This is a genomic window from Pseudomonas sp. GL-R-26 (assembly GCF_019947365.1).
GTDB lineage: Bacteria > Pseudomonadota > Gammaproteobacteria > Pseudomonadales > Pseudomonadaceae > Aquipseudomonas.
Genome location: NZ_JAGYGI010000005.1, coordinates 200926 through 219755, shown reverse-complemented (window position 1 = coordinate 219755; position 18830 = coordinate 200926). Strand labels below are relative to the sequence as shown.

At 60.3% G+C, this 18830-nt stretch carries 20 protein-coding genes; 1 reads left to right on the top strand and 19 read right to left on the bottom strand.

The window, feature by feature from the left end; all coding sequences use genetic code 11:
* Positions 1-43 precede the first annotated feature (43 nt).
* Entirely contained in the window at positions 44-373 is a 330-nt protein-coding gene (locus KGA96_RS08165) for a hypothetical protein (protein ID WP_046037456.1), read from the top strand.
* A gap of 327 nt (positions 374-700) precedes the next feature.
* On the opposite strand, the gene araH is transcribed toward KGA96_RS08165, so the two are convergent.
* From araH to fabD, 19 genes are all read right to left on the bottom strand, one after another.
* Entirely contained in the window at positions 701-1669 is a 969-nt protein-coding gene (gene araH, locus KGA96_RS08160; protein ID WP_223456187.1) for an L-arabinose ABC transporter permease AraH, read from the bottom strand.
* A gap of 12 nt (positions 1670-1681) precedes the next feature.
* Positions 1682-3226: an L-arabinose ABC transporter ATP-binding protein AraG gene (gene araG, locus KGA96_RS08155; RefSeq protein ID WP_046037457.1), complete on the bottom strand. Its 1545-nt coding sequence runs from the start codon at positions 3224-3226 to the stop codon at positions 1682-1684.
* A gap of 64 nt (positions 3227-3290) precedes the next feature.
* A complete protein-coding gene (locus KGA96_RS08150; protein WP_223512294.1) occupies positions 3291-4295 on the bottom strand; it encodes a substrate-binding domain-containing protein in 1005 nt (334 codons plus the stop codon).
* A gap of 142 nt (positions 4296-4437) precedes the next feature.
* Positions 4438-5256 carry an SDR family oxidoreductase gene (locus tag KGA96_RS08145; protein ID WP_223464275.1) on the bottom strand — a complete coding sequence of 273 codons (819 nt, stop codon included), beginning with the start codon at positions 5254-5256 and terminating at the stop codon, positions 4438-4440.
* Positions 5257-5529: 273 nt separating this feature from the next.
* Positions 5530-6405, bottom strand: coding sequence for an SMP-30/gluconolactonase/LRE family protein (locus KGA96_RS08140; protein ID WP_046037460.1), 876 nt, complete (start codon positions 6403-6405; stop codon positions 5530-5532).
* Positions 6406-6450: 45 nt separating this feature from the next.
* The gene (locus KGA96_RS08135) at positions 6451-7167 is read right to left on the bottom strand and encodes a FadR/GntR family transcriptional regulator (RefSeq protein WP_046037461.1); all 717 of its coding nucleotides are present in this window, start codon (positions 7165-7167) and stop codon (positions 6451-6453) included.
* 102 nt (positions 7168-7269) lie between these two features.
* Positions 7270-7830, bottom strand: a complete 561-nt coding sequence (locus KGA96_RS08130) for a DUF1285 domain-containing protein (RefSeq protein WP_046037462.1) — start codon at positions 7828-7830, stop codon at positions 7270-7272.
* Positions 7831-7846: 16 nt separating this feature from the next.
* On the bottom strand, positions 7847-8455 hold the full coding sequence (locus KGA96_RS08125) for a DUF4823 domain-containing protein (protein WP_046037463.1): 609 nt from the start codon (positions 8453-8455) through the stop codon (positions 7847-7849).
* A gap of 171 nt (positions 8456-8626) precedes the next feature.
* On the bottom strand, positions 8627-9595 hold the full coding sequence (locus KGA96_RS08120; RefSeq protein WP_046037464.1) for a GTP 3',8-cyclase MoaA: 969 nt from the start codon (positions 9593-9595) through the stop codon (positions 8627-8629).
* Positions 9596-9732: 137 nt separating this feature from the next.
* Positions 9733-10371 (bottom strand): TetR/AcrR family transcriptional regulator, encoded by a 639-nt coding sequence (locus KGA96_RS08115; RefSeq protein WP_008050425.1) that lies wholly within the window; start codon positions 10369-10371, stop codon positions 9733-9735.
* 343 nt (positions 10372-10714) lie between these two features.
* Positions 10715-11500, bottom strand: a complete 786-nt coding sequence (locus tag KGA96_RS08110; RefSeq protein ID WP_223512292.1) for a TatD family hydrolase — start codon at positions 11498-11500, stop codon at positions 10715-10717.
* A 72-nt stretch (positions 11501-11572) separates the two neighbouring features.
* A complete protein-coding gene (locus KGA96_RS08105) occupies positions 11573-12559 on the bottom strand; it encodes a DNA polymerase III subunit delta' (RefSeq protein WP_223512290.1) in 987 nt (328 codons plus the stop codon).
* The gene (gene tmk / locus KGA96_RS08100) at positions 12552-13184 is read right to left on the bottom strand and encodes a dTMP kinase (RefSeq protein ID WP_223512281.1); all 633 of its coding nucleotides are present in this window, start codon (positions 13182-13184) and stop codon (positions 12552-12554) included. The genes KGA96_RS08105 and tmk overlap by 8 nt, the downstream gene beginning before the upstream one ends.
* A 19-nt stretch (positions 13185-13203) precedes the next feature.
* Positions 13204-14436, bottom strand: coding sequence for an endolytic transglycosylase MltG (mltG, locus tag KGA96_RS08095; protein WP_223464273.1), 1233 nt, complete (start codon positions 14434-14436; stop codon positions 13204-13206).
* Between the two features lie 3 nt (positions 14437-14439).
* Positions 14440-15255: an aminodeoxychorismate lyase gene (gene pabC, locus KGA96_RS08090; RefSeq protein ID WP_046037469.1), complete on the bottom strand. Its 816-nt coding sequence runs from the start codon at positions 15253-15255 to the stop codon at positions 14440-14442.
* Positions 15255-16499 carry a beta-ketoacyl-ACP synthase II gene (gene fabF / locus KGA96_RS08085; protein ID WP_046037470.1) on the bottom strand — a complete coding sequence of 415 codons (1245 nt, stop codon included), beginning with the start codon at positions 16497-16499 and terminating at the stop codon, positions 15255-15257. The genes pabC and fabF overlap by 1 nt, the downstream gene beginning before the upstream one ends.
* A gap of 109 nt (positions 16500-16608) precedes the next feature.
* Positions 16609-16845 (bottom strand): acyl carrier protein, encoded by a 237-nt coding sequence (gene acpP / locus KGA96_RS08080; RefSeq protein WP_003175607.1) that lies wholly within the window; start codon positions 16843-16845, stop codon positions 16609-16611.
* Between the two features lie 196 nt (positions 16846-17041).
* On the bottom strand, positions 17042-17782 hold the full coding sequence (gene fabG / locus KGA96_RS08075; RefSeq protein ID WP_007987168.1) for a 3-oxoacyl-ACP reductase FabG: 741 nt from the start codon (positions 17780-17782) through the stop codon (positions 17042-17044).
* A gap of 16 nt (positions 17783-17798) precedes the next feature.
* Positions 17799-18737: an ACP S-malonyltransferase gene (gene fabD, locus KGA96_RS08070; protein ID WP_046037471.1), complete on the bottom strand. Its 939-nt coding sequence runs from the start codon at positions 18735-18737 to the stop codon at positions 17799-17801.
* Positions 18738-18830: the final 93 nt, after the last annotated feature.

Below are 18830 nucleotides of genomic sequence, written 5' to 3'. Positions count from 1 at the left end.
GCGTACTAATCAGGTAAGGACTCTACTCGTTGGAGACACCGCCATGATCCTGTCCAGGTTGACCGCCCTCGCTCTCACTGCGCTTTTGTCCGCTGCCTCCTTCGCCGAGACCATCGGCCCGAGCACCGGCCCGACCAATCCGGTGGAAAAACCCAGGGCCCCCGCCATCAAGAGTGCCCCCGGCATGAATACCGATGGCACCACGATCGACCACAACCTGCCGCCCTCCACCGGCACTGCCCCGCGGGTTCAGGGCAATGACGCGGGACGTCAGGGCGGTATAAATTTGCCAGGCAGCAAAACACCCAGCAGCGGCGGACTCGGCTCGACCACTAGCGGCAGCTCGGGTGATGACGACGATGACAGTCAATAGTTGCCAATTTGAGGACAGAAGCTGGAACGAAGAATTTTGCGCTATCAGGAATGTGCAGGCAGGAATTGATTGAGGCACTACGCAAGGCAAGTGAGTGCCGGATCATGTGTTGAGTTTAAGGGCCTCTTCGCGGGCAAGCCCGCTCCCACAGGATCTGTGCCAGACCACAATTCGATGTGTGAATGCAGAACCCTGTGGGAGCGGACTTGCTCCGGGCGGCGATCCGACGAAGACGTCAGCACATCCAACATCGATGTGACCGACAGATCGCATTCGCGAGCAAGCCCGCTCCCACAGGAGATCACCTGCACCGTCAGACTTCGGTGGTCAGCGTTGTTTCAGTCGGTCTATGACCACCGCCAACAACAAAATCGAACCCCGGATCACATACTGATAAAACGTATCGATGTTCTTCAGGTTCATCGCATTCTCGATGATCGCCAGAATCAACACCCCGGCGATCACATGCCGGATCATGCCGATCCCGCCACTCAACGACACCCCGCCCAGCACGCAGGCCGAGATCACCGTCAGCTCGAAACCCTGACCGATCATCGGTTGGCCGGAGGTCATGCGCGAAGCCAGGATCACCCCGGCCAACGCGCCGATCACGCCATGCACGGCGAAGATGATGATCTTGGTCCGGTCGACATTCACACCGGCCAGCAGCGCCGCTTCCTGGTTGCCGCCGATGGCCATGGTGTTGCGCCCGTAGGTGGTGTAGTTCAGCAGCCAGCCGAAGAACAGGAAGCAGACGATGGTGATCAGGATCGGCACCGGTACGCCAAACAGCTGGCCGTTACCGAACACAAAGAACGATTCCTGGGACACCCCCACCGCTTTGCCGTTGGCGAAGATGTAGGCCAGGCCACGCACGATCTGCATGGTCGCCAGCGTGGTGATCAGCGCGTTGACCCGCAGCTTGGCGATCACTATCCCGTTGATCAGCCCGACGATCAGGCCCATCACCAGCGCCGCACAGACACCGAGAAACACGCTGTTGGTGTCGCGCATCACCACCGCCGCGACTACCCCGGCGCAGGCAATCACCGAGCCCACCGACAAGTCGAAATGCCCGGACGCCAGGCAATACAACATGGTGCATGCAGCGATCCCGGTGGTGGAAATCGCCAGGCCCAGGCCACGCATGTTCAGCGGTGAAAGGAAGTTGTCGATCAGCAAGGTGCAGGCGACAAAGATGCCGACCGCCGCCAGCAGCATCACCCAGTCATCGAGGAAGCGTCGCAGGTCCAGCGGTTTGCGCGTGGTCGGCAGGGTGTTGTTTTGGGTTGTCATCATAGTCACCTCTCAGTTCGCCACGCCGTCGGCGCGTTGGCGCGGCAAAGCCAGTTGCAGCAGGTTGGATTCGTTGGCCTGTTCGCGGCTCAGCTCGCCACGCAGGGCGCCTTCGCACAGCACCAGGATGCGGTCGGAAATGCCCATGACTTCCATCAAGTCGCTGGACACCACAATCACCGCGATCCCCTCGGCGGCCAGGTTATGGATGATCTGGTAGATCTCGGCCTTGGCACCGATGTCGATGCCGCGGGTGGGTTCGTCGAGCAGCAGCACTTTCATCGGCATCGACAGCCAGCGGCCGAGAATGGCCTTCTGCTGATTGCCACCGGACAGGTACATGATTTTTTGCGCCGCGTTGGGCGTCTTCACTTTCAGCGCCTTGATCTGCTGCTCGGCATTGTCCTTCTCCCACAGGCCGCGCAACAGACAACCGAAGGTGGAGTGAGCGCCGCGCGCGCTGATGTTGATGTTCTCGGCGACGCTGGCCAGCGGCAAGATGCCTTCCTTCTTGCGGTCCTCGGGGCACAACAGGATCCCGGCGGCAATCGCGTCCCGGGGTGAACGCAGCTTCAGTTCATGGCCACGAAGTTTCAGCTGTCCGGCGCTGTTGCGCGCCAGGCCGCTGAGCAGGCGCAACAGCTCGGTGCGACCGGCACCGACCAGTCCGAACAGCCCGAGGATTTCGCCTTTGTGCACCTCGAAGCTCACCGGCTCGCGCAACCCCGGCCCGAGCAGACCATCGACCTTGAGTGCCACCGCGCCGCGCTGGCGCGGGCGGTAATCGTAGATGTCCTGGATGTCGCGCCCGACCATGCAGGTGACCAGTTGATCGTGGGTCAGCTGGCTCATGTCGTCGAACGTGCGTACGTAACGCCCGTCCTTGAACACCGTCACCGCGTTGCAGATGCGGAACACTTCTTCCATGCGATGGGAGACATAGAGCACCACTTTGCCCTCGTCCCGCAGCCGGCCGATAATCGCCATCAAGCGGTCGATCTCCCGCGCCGAAAGGCTGCTGGTGGGTTCGTCGAAGGCAATCACGTGGGCACCACGGGACAACGCCTTGGCGATTTCCACCAATTGCCGCTGGCCAAGGGACAGGCGCCCGACTTTCTCCTGCGGGTCGATTTCATCGGCCAGGCCCTTGAGGCAGGCCAGTGCCTGCTGGCGCAGGGTACTGCGATTGATCAGGCCGAAACTGGCGGGCAGATGCCCGAGAAACAGGTTCTCGGCCACGGTCATTTCCGGCACCAGATGCAGCTCCTGGTGGATCACCGCGACACCACTGCCGATGCTGTCGGCGGTGGACTTGAAGTCCATCGTCCGCTCGCCGATCTGCAAGGCACCGCTGCAAGGCGTGTAGGCCCCGCCGAGGATTTTCAGCAGCGTCGACTTGCCAGCGCCGTTCTCGCCCATCAAGGCGTGAACCTGCCCCGGATGGGCGACGAAGCTGATGTTGTCCAGCGCCCTCACACCGGGAAAGGTCTTGCCAATTCCGTTGAAGCGCAAGCTGCCGGTAAGGCTGTGTTCGTGTTGGATTGTTTGCGCGTGCATAACCACCTCTTCACACCGATCAGGCAACCCCGCCGCCGGGGCCGCCGCTGAAATCAAACGGCCGTCAGTTCCACAGGCCGATCTTTTCCAGCTCCTGCTTGAAGTTGTCACGGGTGATCAGCGTCACGTCGTCCATGGCGGTGAACTTTGCAGGTTCTTTGCCGGTGGTGACCCAGTCGTACATCATGCTGGCGGTGTTGTAGCCCTCGATGTGCGGGCTCGGCAGCATCGAACCGTAGAAGCCGCTGTCGGGTTTCTTCAGCTCGCCGATGGCGTCGGTACCGTTGATGCCGATGCCGATCACGTTGGCCGCGGCGAAACCGGCGCTCTCGGTGGCGCGCACACCGCCCAGGACGGTGTTGTCGTTCATGCCGCCGATGATCAGGTTCTTCGCCGCCCCCGGCAGTTTCACCAGGGCCGAGTTGGTGGCGTCCATGCTGCCCGGCACGTCGAGGGTCTTGAGGGCCGCGAACAGGATGTGGTCTTTCGGCATGCCGGCATCTTCCAGCGCTTTGACCGAACCGTCGGTGCGCTTCTTGCCGGTGTCGAGTTCGTTGTAGGTGTTGATTACCGCATAGGTGTCTTTCCATTCCCAACCGCGTTTCTTCGCTTCGGTCGCCATGGCATTGCCTTGCTTCTGGCCGACCTCGAATGCAGCCATGCCGAGGTACGGCACGTCTTCCATGAACTTGCCGCCGGCATCGACAAAACGGTCATCGACGGCAATCACTTTCAACCCGTTGAGCTTGGCCTTGGCCATGATCGCCGGGCCGAGGGACACGTCCGGCGGGCAGATCACGAACCCCTTGGCGCCGTTGGCCGCGAGGCTGTCGATGGCCGAAAGGGTTTTCTCACCGTCCGGCACGGCGATCTTGATCAGGGTGAAGCCCTTCTCTTTCCCGGCCTTTTCGGCAAAGGCCCACTCGGTCTGGAACCAGGGTTCTTCCGCCTGCTTGACCAGGAAACCGATCTTCACTTCCTCGGCTGCCAGCAGCGTGCTGCTCAGGCTGAACGCCGAGACCGCCAACGCGGCACAGCACAGGGAACGGATAGCATGACGACGATTCATAAGCTGACTCCTTGTTATTTTTCTTGAGCGTTCTTTGAAAGCGTTCTTTGTTAACCAGCGGGCGGTAAAAACATACTGCCAATAGTCATATCGTATGATGATTGGATTTCAGGCGTAGCAACGCGCCTGAAAACCCGATCACTCAGTCGTGGTACATCACCGAGCGCCCACCATCGATGGTGATGCACGATGCATTGATGAACGGCGCTTCATCACTGGCCAGGAACACGGCGGTCATTGCCACTTCGATCGGCTGCCCGATACGGCGCGGCGGGTGCAGGTCAAACGCGCGCTGGCGTTCGGCGTGGGGGTCGGCAAAGCCGTTCCAGTAATCGACGTTCAACTGGGTTTCGATGTAGCCCGGCGCAATCGCGTTGACGCGCACACCCTTGGGCGCATATTCGATGCCCAGCGCGCGGGTCAGGCCGAGCAGGCCATGCTTGGCCACCGGGTAGGGGAAGCAGCCAGGGATGATGTGGGAGGAATGGGTGGACGCGATATTGATGATGCTGCCGATGCCCTGCTCGATCATCTGCGGCAGTACCGCCTTGCAACCGTACCAGGCGCCATCGAGGTCGATGGCGAAGCAGCGACGCCAGTCTTCCTCGGTCATTTCCAGCGGATCGCGGAACACGTTGACCCCGGCGCAGTTGACCAGCACATCGATCCGGCCGTGCAGGTCGATCGCCAGCCGGGCCATGGCGTGCAGATCCTGCTGACGCGACACGTCAGCCTTGATCGCCACCACATCGGCGCCCTGGTCCCGCCAGTGCGCCGCGACCTTCTCGACTTTTTCGGCCTGAATGTCGCTGATGATCAGCCTGGCCTGCTGGGACGCGAAGGCCGCCACAATCGCTTCGCCGATACCCTGGGCGGCACCGGTCAACAATACGACCTTGTTTTTCAGGCGTTCGCCCTTGGGCGGTTCCGGCACCGGTGGCAATGACAGTGGTTCAGCCATGGATCAAGACTCCTGTTCGAAGACACGACGAAAACCGGGCATCTGTCGATGTCCGGTCAAAAGGCGCTGGGTAGGAAACAGGTGAGTGCGAAAACGTTTCAGCTCGGAAACGTTCTGAGGCACAGGCTCCGCAAGGGAGCACGGGGGAACTTCGCTGCATCACTTCACCTGTTTTGTTTTTTTAAGTGTGAGTGCATGTAACTCGTGAGGCCGACTATAAACCCGGCTCGCGATAAATCTCAATATATATATTTACATCCCATATTTTGGGATTTATCCGGCAAAACGCGTGCAGTGCTTTCCAGGCACATCCACTGCAATCGACAACACAGCCCCATCCAATGGATGGCCCAGCGGACTCGCCGCGCTCGTGATGTACAGGGTTTTCAGGTCTGCACCGCCAAACACACAGCTGGTGGGGCGACTGACCGGCAGCTCGATGATCCGATCGACCTTGCCGTCCGGGCTCAACCTGAGCAGGCAGCTGCCGTCCCAACGGGCATTCCAGATAAAACCTTCGGCATCCATCGCCGAACCGTCCGGGCCGCCACGCCAATGCGGACCAAACCAGACCTGCGGCGTATCGAGAGCACCGTCGGTACGGATGAAATGCCGATACAAGGTGCCGTCGAGGCTGTCGCCGAAATACACGCTGGTGGCGTCATCGCTCCACAGCAGCGTGTTGGGAATGCCCAGATTGCGCAGCAACGGCGTAACCCGCCCGGCGCGATCGATGCGAAACAGTCCACCGCAACGGCGGACGATGGGCAGGTCTTCGCCGTGTTCTCCGATGTTGTTTTGCATGGTGCCGAGCCAAAGTCGGCCCTGGGCGTCGCAGCGGGCTTCGTTGGGGCGGTTGCCCGGTTGTGGATCGGCCACGCAGAGCAACGTCAGGCGCGGTTCCAGGCCAGGAGAGTCGAGGTCGAGGCGATACACCCCGCTGCTCAGTGTCACCAGCGCGTCGCCGCTTTCGCAGGGAATGAACGCCGACACGTGCTCCGGCATCTGCCAGATCTGCACGTTGGCGCCAATCAATCGCAGCGCCTGTTTACCGGCGATGTCCACCCAGTACAGGGCTTGGGTGGGCGCATCCCAGAACGGACCTTCGCCCAGTTGTGCCCGATGTCCGGTCACCGCAGTCCACGCCATGAAACCTCCTGCATTGTTCTTGTTTTTATGTGGGGATTTTCGTTGTCAGCTGGCCTTTTTATCGGCCATGACTTGCGGGTAGTAGCGCTTGATCGCCAGGTCCGCGTTATCGATCAGGGTCATGCAGGCCCAGACACCCCGGGCGGTATCACGGGCCGCGATAGCCTCGGCCAGGTCCCGGTGAATCGGCAAGGTGCGACGCAGTTCATCCGGGTCGGCGGCGGACACTTCAAAGGCCACCGCCAACAACGCGCCGAGAGCGGGAACCATTTGTTCGATGAATTGATTGTGGCTGGCAGCGAGAATGCACTCGTGGAAGAGCTGGTCGGCACGGTTGTAATCGATGCCGCTGTCCACCGCCCGTTCCAGCGCGTTGCAGGCCAACAGGATCGCATTTACCTGTTCGCCGGTTGCGCGCTCGCAGGCCCAGCGCACGGCCATCGGTTCGATGGTACGGCGCAGGTCGAGCAGATCGTCGACGAAGTTTTCCGGCAAGCCGCTGCGTGACAACCAGCCGACGACTTGTGGATCGAAGAGGTTCCAGCGCCGCACCGGCAACACCCGCGTGCCGACTTTCGGCCCGACCTCTAGCATGCCTTTGGCAACCAGGGTCTTGATGGCTTCACGGATGACCGTGCGGCTTACACCAAGCTGTTCGCCTAGGTCGGCTTCGACCTTGAGTGACTCACCCGGCTTGACCTGCCCCGTGGCGAGCCAGCAACCCAGCCAGTCAACCGTCGATGCATGAAAGCTGCTGGACATGGACACCTCAAAGCCGTTCGCATTGGAGGCCCACGCTAATCATCATATGATTGGAAGTCAATTTGATTCTTTGGGGAAAATCAGAAATCCAATGTGGGGGTGTCAGGGTTCGAGGCCGATGGGGAAAAACTCGCCGCCACTCCATACACCGAGCCAGCGCTGGCCGTCGATCTCGCGACTCACCGCCAGCTCCACCAATTGATAGAACACGTTGCGATGGATCAAGGCTTCAAGATTGCTGCGCACATGCACGTAAGGGGCTGGCTCCTGCGTTACCGGGTCGATGATCACGCGCACCGGATGATCGGCGCCGGCCTCGGTGGCTTCATCGACGTTGGTGGTAAAGCGCAACAGCTGCGCCTCGCCCTCACCTTCCACGTCCACTGCAATCGCCACGAACGGCGCATCGTCGACCTTGATGCCGACCTTTTCCACCGGAGTGATCAGGAAATAATCATCGCCGTCGCGGCGAATGATGGTGGAGAACAGTTTGACCATCGGCTTGCGCCCGATCGGCGTGCCCAGGTAAAACCATGTGCCGTCGCGGGCGATGCGCATGTCGATGTCGCCGCAGAAATCCGGATTCCACAGGTGCACCGGCGGCAAGCCTTTGGTCTTGGGGATTTGCCCCAGCAGGTCGTTGGCTTTTTGCGGGCCACTCATGGCGTTCTCCTTGGCATTACTGGTCGCTGAGGCCCAGCAGGCTGCGCGCATATTGTTCCAGCGGCGGGCCCATCAGGTCTTCGGGTTTTTTATCGTGGAACGTCAGTAAACCGCCACGACTCTTGATGGTTGCAGTATCAATCAAATACTGGGTGCTGGTCTCGATCAACATGATCTGAATCATACCGCTGTCGATGCCGAGACGATCCAGGGCTTCCTGGTCCAGCCACTCGTCCGAGTTGCCGATACGGTCGTCGGATTTGGCAAACCGGGTGTAGAGCAGATAGTGCGCACCGGCGGCACGGGCGTCGCCCATGGCCTGGTCGAGGCCTTCCGGCGTACGGGCACGGCGGACCATCGGGAAGTATTCGACGAAGCCATCGAACGCAACTTCGGCAATCACGTTGGGCCGCGGGTAAACGTCGCTGCCTGGCGGCATGAAAGCGCCCTGGGCGATGTAGACGAACGAGTCCGGCTGAATGCGCAGGTTGTTTGCGCGACGGCTATCACTGTGGTCGAGTAACCCCGCATCGCTCATATGGTAACGAGTCCCTTCGGCCATATCGCTGACGTTCATGCAGCCACCAAGTGCCAAAACGGCCAGCAGCAAAACCAGGCTACGCATCCTATCCTCCAGAGGCCGGTGTCGGAAAACCGGCGAATGGCCGTAGGATGCAGCTTCCGCGCCAGCTCAAGTTGCGCTTTGCCTGATCAAACGCAATCGCGGGCAAGCCACGCTCCCACAGGGTTTGGCGTAAACCCTGTGGGAGCGTGGCTTGCCCGCGATGAGGCCAGTTCAACCGCCGATAATTTTCATGACAGTCGCGCCACCGGAGAACGCCACTTCCTGCTTGTCCCCCAAGGCTTTCACCAGCAGTCGCTGCAAGGCTGGCAGCGCCTGATGGCGCGGCTTGTCCAGCAGGTCGCCGATGTAATGGCGATTGCTCGACGACAGGCAGCCATGCAGCCACCCGGTAGAGGACAAACGAAGGCGCGAGCAGGTACGGCAGAACGGCACACTTTCGTTGGCGATCACGCCGAAATGGCCTTGCCCCGGAATTTCATAGCGCACCGCTGTCGCATCGACGGGGGCGTCGGCTTGCAGATACTCGTAGCGCTCGCCGATCAGGCTCAGCAATTGCTGGAGGCTGACGAACTGTTGCAGAAAGGCATTGGAATCGTTGGCCAGGTGGCCCATGCGCATCAGCTCGATGAAACGCAGTTCATAACCGCGCTCCAGGCAGTAGTCGAGCAGCGGCATCACCTGATCAAGGTTCTGGCCGCGCAGCGGCACCATGTTGACCTTGATCTTCATGCCGGCCGCACTGGCCTCGTTCATGCCATTGAGCACGGTGGCCAGGTCGCCGCCCCGGGCAATGCCGCGGAACGCACTGGCGTCCAGGGTATCGAGGGAAACGTTGAGGCGCCGAATGCCCGCGTTCACCAGCAGCGGCAGTTTCTTCGCCAGCAACTGACCATTGGTGGTCAGGCTGATGTCTTCCAGGCCCATCTGACCGACCGCTGTCATGAACGCTTCGAGTTTCGGGCTGACCAGCGGCTCGCCGCCGGTAATGCGCAGACGCTCGATGCCCGCCGCTTCAATCAGGTAAGCCACGCCGCGCGCCATGGCTTCGGCCGACAATTCATCCTGCGCAGCCACCAGCCGCTTGCCATTGGGCACGCAGTAGGTACAGGCGTAATTGCAGGCTGAGGTCAGACTGATTCGCAAGTTGCGAAAACGCCTGCCTTGACGATCAACGATCATGGTCACTCCGGCGGAAGAATATCGGGCCACTAAAACTTGACTCAGAAATCAAGTTTTAGCAAGTCCTCTACCTGAGTATATTCCTGCGGTACTGCGCCAAGTAGCGAAATCATGGCGCAATAAGGCAACTGAATGGCTCAGCTGCCGGAAGTGTCGGTGTCGCGCTTGCGCTTGTTGCCCATGCGCACGCCAATATCCATCAGGAACTGGAAGAAACCTTCCTGATCTTCCAGCACATTGCTCCAGAACGGCGAGTGATACAGCGCGACGGCACCGTGCACCAGCGCCCAGGATGCGCAGTAATGGAAGTAAGGTGGCACGTCTTCCAGCTTGCCTTCGCTGATCCGGCCCTTGATCAGCAGGGTCAGGCGTTCGAAGTTCGAGGCACGGATCTTGTGCAGCTCCTCGATCATCTCCGGTACCTGGTTGCCCTTGACCACTTTCTCTTCAAGGCGGTCGAACAGGCGATAGCGTTGAGGATCGCGCATGCGGAATTCGAAATAGGCACGGGACAGGGCTTCCTTGTCCTTGTCGACGTCGGCGGAATGCAACAGCTCGTTCAAATCGCGCTCGTAGTCGAGCATCAGGCGCAGATAGATTTCCGCCTTGGATTTGAAGTGCTTGTAGATCGTGCCTTTGCCGATACCGACGGCATCAGCAATCATCTCGACGGTGACACTGTCTTCACCTTGTTCGAGGAACAGCTTGAGCGCGGTATCGAGAATTTCCTGCTCGCGGCGACGGAATTCACGGACCTTACGAGGTTCTTTATGCATAAGAAAAGGTCTGTCGGGGGTCAAAATTCGAAGCCGCGTATTATGCCTAACTTACGCAAAAATGCACGGATCATCCGACCATATCTGCGCTTTCTGGTCATTCCGCGTACGTTTACAGGGTGATGAGAACTCTTCCGAAGCGCACGTATTCCAAATTTGTTTAAAAACCCTGGCCGCTAAACTGGACGAGGCGCAATCCTGATCAATACTTGAACTGTCGGCGGGGCATCTCCCCCAAGTGTCACGCCGATATTGGTACCAACGGACCGTGTGCCATTGTTTTACTCCTAATGGTCTTAACCCGGATTCACCCCCCAGAACCCGGGTTTTTTTTGCCTGCGATTTAACCTTTTACATGTGCCAGCGGGAACAGCCGCTTGAAATTCGCCGTAGTTTGCTCGGCAAATCGCTCGTAGGACTCACCACGCAACATTGCCAGAAATTCCGCAACTTCACGCACGTACTGCGGCAGGTTTGGCTTGCCGCGATAGGGAATCGGTGCCAGATACGGCGAGTCGGTTTCCACCAGCAACCGGTCGGCCGGTACCTTGCTGGCCACATCGCGCAACGCGTCGGCATTGCGGAAAGTGACAATCCCGGACAGGGAAATGTAATAGCCCATGTCCAGCGCGGCCTTCGCCATCTCCCAGTCTTCGGTAAAGCAATGCAGCACCCCCGCCTGGGGCAGCGCCGCCTCACGCAGCAAGTCCAGGGTATCGGCGCGGGCGCCACGGGTATGGATGATCACCGGCTTGCCGGTCTGTTGCGCCGCTTGCAGGTGCAGGTGGAACGACTCCTGCTGCAACTCTGCCGCTTCCGGCTCGTAGTGATAGTCCAGGCCTGTTTCGCCAATCGCCACCACACGCGGGTGATTGAGCTCCTGCAACAGCCAGTCCAGCGCCGGCGCAGCACCCGGCTGCACATCCAGAGGGTGCACGCCCACCGAGCAGTCGACGTCGTCATAACGTTCGGCCAGGGCTTTGACGTCGGCCGCGTTGTCCGCGCTGACACCGATACACAGAAAGTGCCCTACCCCGCGCTGCCGGGCCGCATCAAGGGCTGCATCCAGGGAGCCGTCGTGGACAGTCAGGTCGAGGCGATCAAGGTGACAATGGGAATCTACGAGCATAAAGGGCTGCAACTTGTATCGAATGGGTGGGACGGTCGGATGTTCTGATACTCAGAGTCTAGGCGCAGACAGTCATCGCTGGGTAGGCAACGACACCCATTGCACCAGCAATGCCTCCAGCAGCAAGGCCGGATTGAGGTTGGCCTTGCTCAAGACTTTCTGTCGCTGGGCGAGGATCCAGTCCTGAATATCAAGGACTTTGCCCTGGGCGCTTTTCTGCGCCAGGTATTGCACGACCTTGCGCATGTCGGTCAGGCCGAGGCCGGCTTCATCCTGGGTCAACTGATAACGCAGGATCAGGCTCGACCAATCGCAGAACCAGTCGAACAGGCGCAACATCGGAATGTTTTTCCATTCTTCGGCCAGTTGCGTCGGCGACTGCTGTTGCTTGAGGAGTTTCTTCACCCCCTCCACCACTTGCGCGCGCTGTTCACGCACGCCCTGGCCCTGGAGATTGACCGCCGCCAGCGGCGAACCGGCGGCCAGCGTCAGCAGTTCGACGCGCTCGTCTTCGGAGCACTCCGGCAACGCCTGGGCCAGCCACTTCAAGCTCATGGCCTCGCCCGGCAGCGGACAGGCCTGCTGCACGCAGCGACTCTTGATGGTTGGCAACAAACGGCTCGGCTGATGGCTGACCAGCAACAAAACAGTATCGCCGGACGGTTCTTCAAGGCTTTTGAGCAAGGCGTTGGCGGCGTTGATGTTCATCGACTCGGCCGGCTCGATCAGCACCACCTTGCGCCCGCCCAACTGCGCGGTCTGCACCACGAAACCGACCAAGTCGCGAACCTGATCGACCTTGATCGCCTTGTCGGCTTCTTCCGGCTCCAGGATGTAGTTATCCGGGTGGCTGCCAGCCTTGAGCAGCAGGCAGGATTTGCATTCACCACAGGCTTCCAGCGCGTTCGGGCGCTGGCACAGCAAGCTGGCCATCAAGCGCTCGGCCAGTGCCCGCTTGCCGATCCCGGCCGGACCATGCAGCAGGTAGGCGTGGGCATGCTGGGCGCGACCGGCCAGTTGCTGCCAGAGGGTTTCCTGCCACGGATAGGCCTCAGCCACGGTTCAACTCCAGCAGGCGCGGCAGCAAGGCATCCAGCGATTGCTGGACCTGTGCCAACGGTTGGGCAGCATCGACCAGCACATAACGCGCCGGATCCGCCTCGGCCCGCTTGAGGAAGGCACTGCGCACGGCATCGAAAAAGGTCCGGCCTTCGAGCTCGAAGCGATCCAGACGACCACGAGCGCTGGCGCGGGCCAGGCCGACCTCGACAGGCAGATCGAAAATCAGCGTCAGGTCCGGGCGCAGATCGCCCTGGACGAAGGTTTCCAGAGTCGCGATGCGCTCCAGCGACAAGCCGCGACCGCCACCTTGGTAGGCGTATGTCGAATCGGTGAAACGATCACACAAGACCACGGCACCGCGAGCCAGCGCCGGGCGAATCACCTCGGCCAGGTGCTGGGCACGCGCCGCGAACACCAGCAGTAACTCGGTATCCGGGTTCATGACTTCATCGACCGGGGCCAGCAGCACTTCACGGATGCGCTCGGCCAACGGCGTGCCACCCGGCTCGCGGGTCAGCACCACCTCGATGCCGGCGGCGCGCAGGCGCTCGGCCAGGTATTCGCGATTGGTGCTCTTGCCGGCGCCTTCGGGGCCTTCCAGAGTAATAAACAAGCCGGTCACAGGCAGTCCTTAATCAGAGTCATTGCGAGCTTTTCGGTGCGTTGGCATCGAGTTCGGGCGTTTCAGGGGCTGGCGCAGGATCTTGCGCCGGCACTTGCGGCAGCGCCTCGGGAGCCGCGTTCGGCGAAGCGGCCGGGATCGGTGCCAGCTCCTGCGAGGCCTCGGCCTCCTGCGTACCGTTTTGTTCAGCCTGGGTCGGCGCTGTCTCTGGCGTGGCAGCGGGTGCCGGGCTGGAGCGGTAATCGGCGCGACGCTTGAGCTGGAACTCCTTCACGGCATTGTTATGGGCATCCAGGTCATCGGAGAACACGTGAGTGCCATCACCACGCGCCACGAAGTAAAGGCTGTTGCCCTCCACCGGATTGAGCGCTGCATGGATGGCTTCGCGACCGACCATGGAAATCGGGGTCGGCGGCAGGCCCGCATTCATGTAGGTGTTATAGGGCGTCGATTCCTTGAGGTGAGCCCGGGTCAGCTTGCCGCTGTAGCGGTCGCCGAGGCCGTAGATCACCGTCGGGTCGGTCTGCAGCAGCATGCCTATCGCCATGCGGCGCACAAACACGCCGGCAATCTGCCCACGCTCCTGCGGTACGCCGGTTTCCTTTTCCACCAGCGAAGCCATGATCAGCGCCTGGTAGGGCTCGGTGTACGGCACATCGGAAGAGCGCTGCTCCCACTCCTTGGCCAGCACTTCGTCGAGGCGGTCGTAAGCGGTTTTCAGCAGCTCGACATCGGACATGCCCCGCACGTAACGGTAGGTGTCAGGGAAAAAGCGCCCTTCCGGAAAAATCCCGGTGTGGCCGAGCTTGTCCATGACCTGGCTATCGCTCAAACCGTCGAGACTATGGTCGAGCCTCTCTTCCTTGGCCAGCGCTGCGCGGACCTGACGGAAATTCCAGCCTTCGACCAGGGTCAGGCTGTACTGAACCATGTCCCCGCGCTTCCACAGGTCGATCAGGCCTTCGACGGTCATGCCCGGCTTCATGCGGTATTCACCGCTGTGCAGGGGTTGCTTGGCGAGGTTGAAGCGCCAATAGACCCGCAGCCAGAATGCGTCCTTGATGACGCCATTGGCTTCGAGTCGGTAGAAGGTGCGGGTCGGCGTGGTGCCCTTGGGCACATCCAGCAATTGTTCCTGGGCAATGTTCAGCGGCTGTACCAGCGCCGAATGAATTTTCCAGGCTGAAGCACCCAGCAGCAGCCCTGCCAGAACCACTCCGGTTTCCAGCAGCAGCAAGAGTTTACGTCTCACGTATCAAGCATCCAGTAGCACACGGGCAATGGTTTGGAGTTTACGGGTGAGCGGCCCAACCGGCCAGTGAAGAGCAGCATAGGCGCGCACCGGCCAAATACCATACACGCTGTTGCAGACAAAGACTTCGTTAGCCCATTGCAGCTGTTCGAGGGGGATATCGGTGATTTGCGTGGGGATTCCCAGCGACTTGGCCTGAAACAATATTTCGGCACGCATCACGCCTGCCACGCCGCAGCGCTTGAGGTCAGCGGTGATGAGCACGCCATCACGCACCAGGAACAAGTTGCTGAACACACCTTCAATCACGCGCCCGGCCTGATCGAGCATCAAGCCTTCGGCATGCTCGGTGTCCTGCCATTCGGCACGGGCGAGGACTTGTTCAAGACGATTCAGGTGCTTGAGGCCGGCCAGCAATGGCTGCCTGGACAATCGCGTGGTGCAAGGAAACAGGCGAACACCCTGCTCACCGTGCGCGGCAGGATAAGCCGCAGGTGGATTGCCTTGCAGAATGCGTCGGGCCTGGGCCGAAGGATCGGGGGCGTAACCGCGCAGACCATCGCCACGGGTGAGGATGAGCTTGAGCACCCCGTCACCCAGTGCCGCCGCATAGGCCAGCAACTCGCTGCGGACCAACTCATGATCGGCAGTAATTGCCAAACGCGAGCAGCCGTCCACCAGACGCGACAGATGCCGGTCCAGCAACACGGGCTGCCCGTTGCGCACGGCGATGGTCTCGAACAGGCCATCGCCATAAGCCAGGCCGCGATCCTTCAGCGACAAAGCGTCAGCCGGCTGACCGTCGACCCAGCTGTCCATCAGCCTGCGAACCGGCGGAACACCAGCGAGCCATTGGTGCCACCAAAACCGAAGGAGTTGGAAACGACCACATCGATATCCATGTTGCGCGCCGTGTGCGGCACGAAATCGAGGTCGCAGCCTTCATCCGGCTCATCGAGGTTGATGGTCGGCGGTGCTACCTGGCTGTTGATCGCCAGCACGCTGAAGATCGCCTCGACCGCGCCCGCCGCCCCCAGCAGGTGGCCGGTCATGGACTTGGTGGAACTGACAGCCAGCTTGTAGGCGTGCTCGCCGAACACCGACTTGATCGCATTGACTTCAGCCAGGTCGCCTGCCGAAGTCGACGTGCCGTGGGCATTGATGTACTGCACTTGATCGCCATTGATTTTGGCATCGCGTAGCGCATTGGTGATGCAGCGCGCAGCACCCGCGCCATCGACTGGCGGCGAAGTCATGTGGTAGGCGTCGCCACTGGTGCCGAAGCCGATCAGCTCGGCGTAGATGGTCGCGCCACGCGCCTTGGCGTGCTCGAGCTCTTCCAGTACCAGCGCACCGGCACCATTGGACAATACAAAGCCATCGCGGCCCTTGTCCCATGGACGGCTGGCGCGGGTCGGCTCGTCGTTGCGGGTCGACAGCGCGCGGGAAGCACCGAAGCCGCCCATGCCCAAACCGCAGGCCGCCATCTCGGCACCGCCGGCAATCATCACGTCGGCTTCGTCGTACATGATGTTGCGGGCTGCCATGCCAATGCAGTGTGTACCGGTGGTACAGGCCGTGGCGATGGCGTAGTTGGGTCCTTGTGCACCGAGGTGGATGGACAGGAAACCGGAAATCATATTGATGATCGAGCCTGGCACGAAGAACGGAGAGATCCGTCGTGGGCCGGTCTCGTGCAGCGTGCGGGCGGTTTCTTCGATATTGGTCAGACCGCCAATACCCGAGCCCATGGCCACGCCGATACGCTCACGGTTGGCGTCAGTGACTTCCAGACCGGAATTGCGTACCGCCTGAAACCCTGCGGCCAGACCGTATTGAATGAACAGGTCGAGCTTGCGGGCTTCCTTGACCGACAGGTATTCCTCGACATTGAAGTCCTTTACCGAGCCGCCAAAACGGGTGGAATAGGCAGAAAGGTCGGCGTGTTCGATCAGACCAATGCCACTGCGGCCAGCCAGAATGCCCTGCCAACTGCTCGGCACATCCGTGCCCAGTGGCGACAACATACCCATACCGGTGACTACGACGCGTCTACGCGACACAGCACTCTCCTTTTTTCAAATGACGACTTTGCATCAGGCCTAAAGAAAAAACCGCACGCCATGATGGCAGTGCGGTTTTTCCATGACAGCGAGCAACGATTACAAACTATTACGCCTGGTGGCTAGTAACGTAGTCGATTGCAGCTTGTACAGTAGTGATCTTCTCGGCTTCTTCGTCAGGGATTTCGGTCTCGAATTCCTCTTCCAGAGCCATCACCAGCTCAACGGTGTCAAGGGAGTCGGCACCCAGGTCTTCAACGAAGGAAGCAGTGTTGACCACTTCTTCTTCTTTAACGCCCAGTTGCTCAGCAACGATTTTCTTGACGCGCTCTTCGATGGTGCTCATACCTTGTTTTCACTCCTAATGGACAAATTCAGGCAGCTGGCCAGTGGGTAAGTGTATAGAAAGACTTTTCAGCTTTTCAACTGAAAGCTTCACTCCTCGAACCCGGTGACCCTCTGCCTATAAATAGATTGCAGCTTTATAACGGATTTTAGACAGCTCGTATGACATTTTTTTGAAGCAATCCGTCACATTTGAATTACATGTACATCCCGCCGTTCACCGGGATTGTAGCTCCGGTAACGTAAGCCGCACCGTCCGACGCAAGAAAAGCGACCACGGACGCGATCTCTTGAGCCTGCCCCAGGCGACCCAGCGGAATCTGCGTCTGCAAGGCTTCACGCTGCGCCTCGGGCAGTTCACGGGTCATATCGGTATCGATGAACCCAGGGGCCACCGAGTTTACCGTAATCGAACGCGAACCGACTTCACGCGCCAGTGCACGGCTGAAACCTTCCAGACCGGCCTTGGCGGCAGCGTAGTTTACTTGGCCTGCGTTGCCCATGGCACCCACAACCGAGCCAATACTGATAATTCGGCCCCAACGGGCTTTGGTCATGCCACGCAAAACGCCTTTGGACAGGCGGAACAGACTGTTCAGATTGGTATCGACAACGTCGTGCCACTCGTCGTCTTTCATGCGCATCATCAGGTTATCGCGGGTGATACCGGCATTATTGACCAGAATCGCCGGCGCACCGAACTGCTCCTGAATGCTCGCCAGAACACTTGCCACGGACTCGTCGCTGGTGACATTGAGTTCCAGGCCAGTGCCTTGAATACCGTTTTCCTTCAGGGTTGCGGCAATGCGTTCAGCACCCGACGCGGAGGTTGCGGTACCAACAACGATGGCGCCCTGACGACCCAGTTCCAGGGCGATGGCCTGGCCGATGCCACGGCTTGCACCGGTGACCAGTGCAACTTTACCTTGCAGACTCATGCAAGCTTCTCCTGATTCAGGCCAACGCTGCACGGGCGGCAGCGAAAGCGTCTGGGGTATTGAGGTTGGATGTCGACACGCCTTCGGCGCAACGCTTGTTCAGACCGGCCAGCACTTTGCCCGGACCACACTCGACCAGGTTGGTCGCACCCTTGGCGGCCAGCGCCTGGACCGATTCAACCCAGCGTACTGGCTTGTACAGTTGCTCGAGCAGATCGCGCTTGAGGGTTTCCAGATCGGCCGACACCTGGGCACTGACGTTCTGCACCACGGGAATCTGTGGCGCCTGCCAGTCGATCGCAGCGATCGATTCGGCGAAACGCTCGGCAGCCGGACGCATCAGCTCGCAGTGCGACGGAACGCTGACCGGCAACGGCATGGCGCGCTTGGCACCACGCGCCTTGCAGCCTTCGATGGCGCGCTCGACTGCAGCCTTGGCGCCAGCGATGACCACCTGGCCCGGCGAGTTGAAATTGACCGCGCTGACAACTTCGCCTTGCGCCGCTTCGGCACAGGCTGCCAGTACGTCGGCATCGTCCAGGCCCAGGATGGCAGCCATGCCGCCCTGACCGGCCGGAACGGCTTCCTGCATCAGTTGGCCACGACGCTCGACGAGCTTCACCGCATCGCCCAGGCTCAGACTGCCTGCCGCAACCAGCGCGCTGTATTCACCCAGGCTGTGCCCGGCAACGTAAGCCGGGCGCGCGCCACCTTCGGCCAGCCACAGACGCCACAGGGCGATAGAGGCGGTCAGAATGGCCGGCTGGGTTTTATCGGTTTGATTGAGTTGCTCTTCCGGCCCTTGCTGGGTCAGTGCCCACAGGTCGTAACCCAGTGCATCGGAAGCTTCTTTGAATGTTTCAAGGACAACCGGATGTTGCGCGCCCAGCTCGGCCAGCATGCCGAGGGACTGCGAACCCTGTCCTGGAAAGACAAATGCGAGGGAAGCAGACATGTAACAAGCCCCTAATGATCTTGTCGTCGGAGAGTTGGCGCCCCGCTCTGGGGACGCAAGAAACTGACAGTTGGATGGCCCATCGAACCAAGC

Bases quoted from the DNA above. Each gene is read 5' to 3' on its own strand.
- KGA96_RS08165 (WP_046037456.1), top strand. From the start codon at position 44: ATGATCCTGTCCAGGTTGACCGCCCTCGCTCTCACTGCGCTTTTGTCC.
- araH (WP_223456187.1), bottom strand. From the start codon at position 1,669: ATGACAACCCAAAACAACACCCTGCCGACCACGCGCAAACCGCTGGAC.
- araG (WP_046037457.1), bottom strand. From the start codon at position 3,226: ATGCACGCGCAAACAATCCAACACGAACACAGCCTTACCGGCAGCTTG.
- KGA96_RS08150 (WP_223512294.1), bottom strand. From the start codon at position 4,295: ATGAATCGTCGTCATGCTATCCGTTCCCTGTGCTGTGCCGCGTTGGCG.
- KGA96_RS08145 (WP_223464275.1), bottom strand. From the start codon at position 5,256: ATGGCTGAACCACTGTCATTGCCACCGGTGCCGGAACCGCCCAAGGGC.
- KGA96_RS08140 (WP_046037460.1), bottom strand. From the start codon at position 6,405: ATGGCGTGGACTGCGGTGACCGGACATCGGGCACAACTGGGCGAAGGT.
- KGA96_RS08135 (WP_046037461.1), bottom strand. From the start codon at position 7,167: ATGTCCAGCAGCTTTCATGCATCGACGGTTGACTGGCTGGGTTGCTGG.
- KGA96_RS08130 (WP_046037462.1), bottom strand. From the start codon at position 7,830: ATGAGTGGCCCGCAAAAAGCCAACGACCTGCTGGGGCAAATCCCCAAG.
- KGA96_RS08125 (WP_046037463.1), bottom strand. From the start codon at position 8,455: ATGCGTAGCCTGGTTTTGCTGCTGGCCGTTTTGGCACTTGGTGGCTGC.
- KGA96_RS08120 (WP_046037464.1), bottom strand. From the start codon at position 9,595: ATGATCGTTGATCGTCAAGGCAGGCGTTTTCGCAACTTGCGAATCAGT.
- KGA96_RS08115 (WP_008050425.1), bottom strand. From the start codon at position 10,371: ATGCATAAAGAACCTCGTAAGGTCCGTGAATTCCGTCGCCGCGAGCAG.
- KGA96_RS08110 (WP_223512292.1), bottom strand. From the start codon at position 11,500: ATGCTCGTAGATTCCCATTGTCACCTTGATCGCCTCGACCTGACTGTC.
- pabC (WP_046037469.1), bottom strand. From the start codon at position 15,255: ATGGACAGCTGGGTCGACGGTCAGCCGGCTGACGCTTTGTCGCTGAAG.
- acpP (WP_003175607.1), bottom strand. From the start codon at position 16,845: ATGAGCACCATCGAAGAGCGCGTCAAGAAAATCGTTGCTGAGCAACTG.
- fabG (WP_007987168.1), bottom strand. From the start codon at position 17,782: ATGAGTCTGCAAGGTAAAGTTGCACTGGTCACCGGTGCAAGCCGTGGC.
- fabD (WP_046037471.1), bottom strand. From the start codon at position 18,737: ATGTCTGCTTCCCTCGCATTTGTCTTTCCAGGACAGGGTTCGCAGTCC.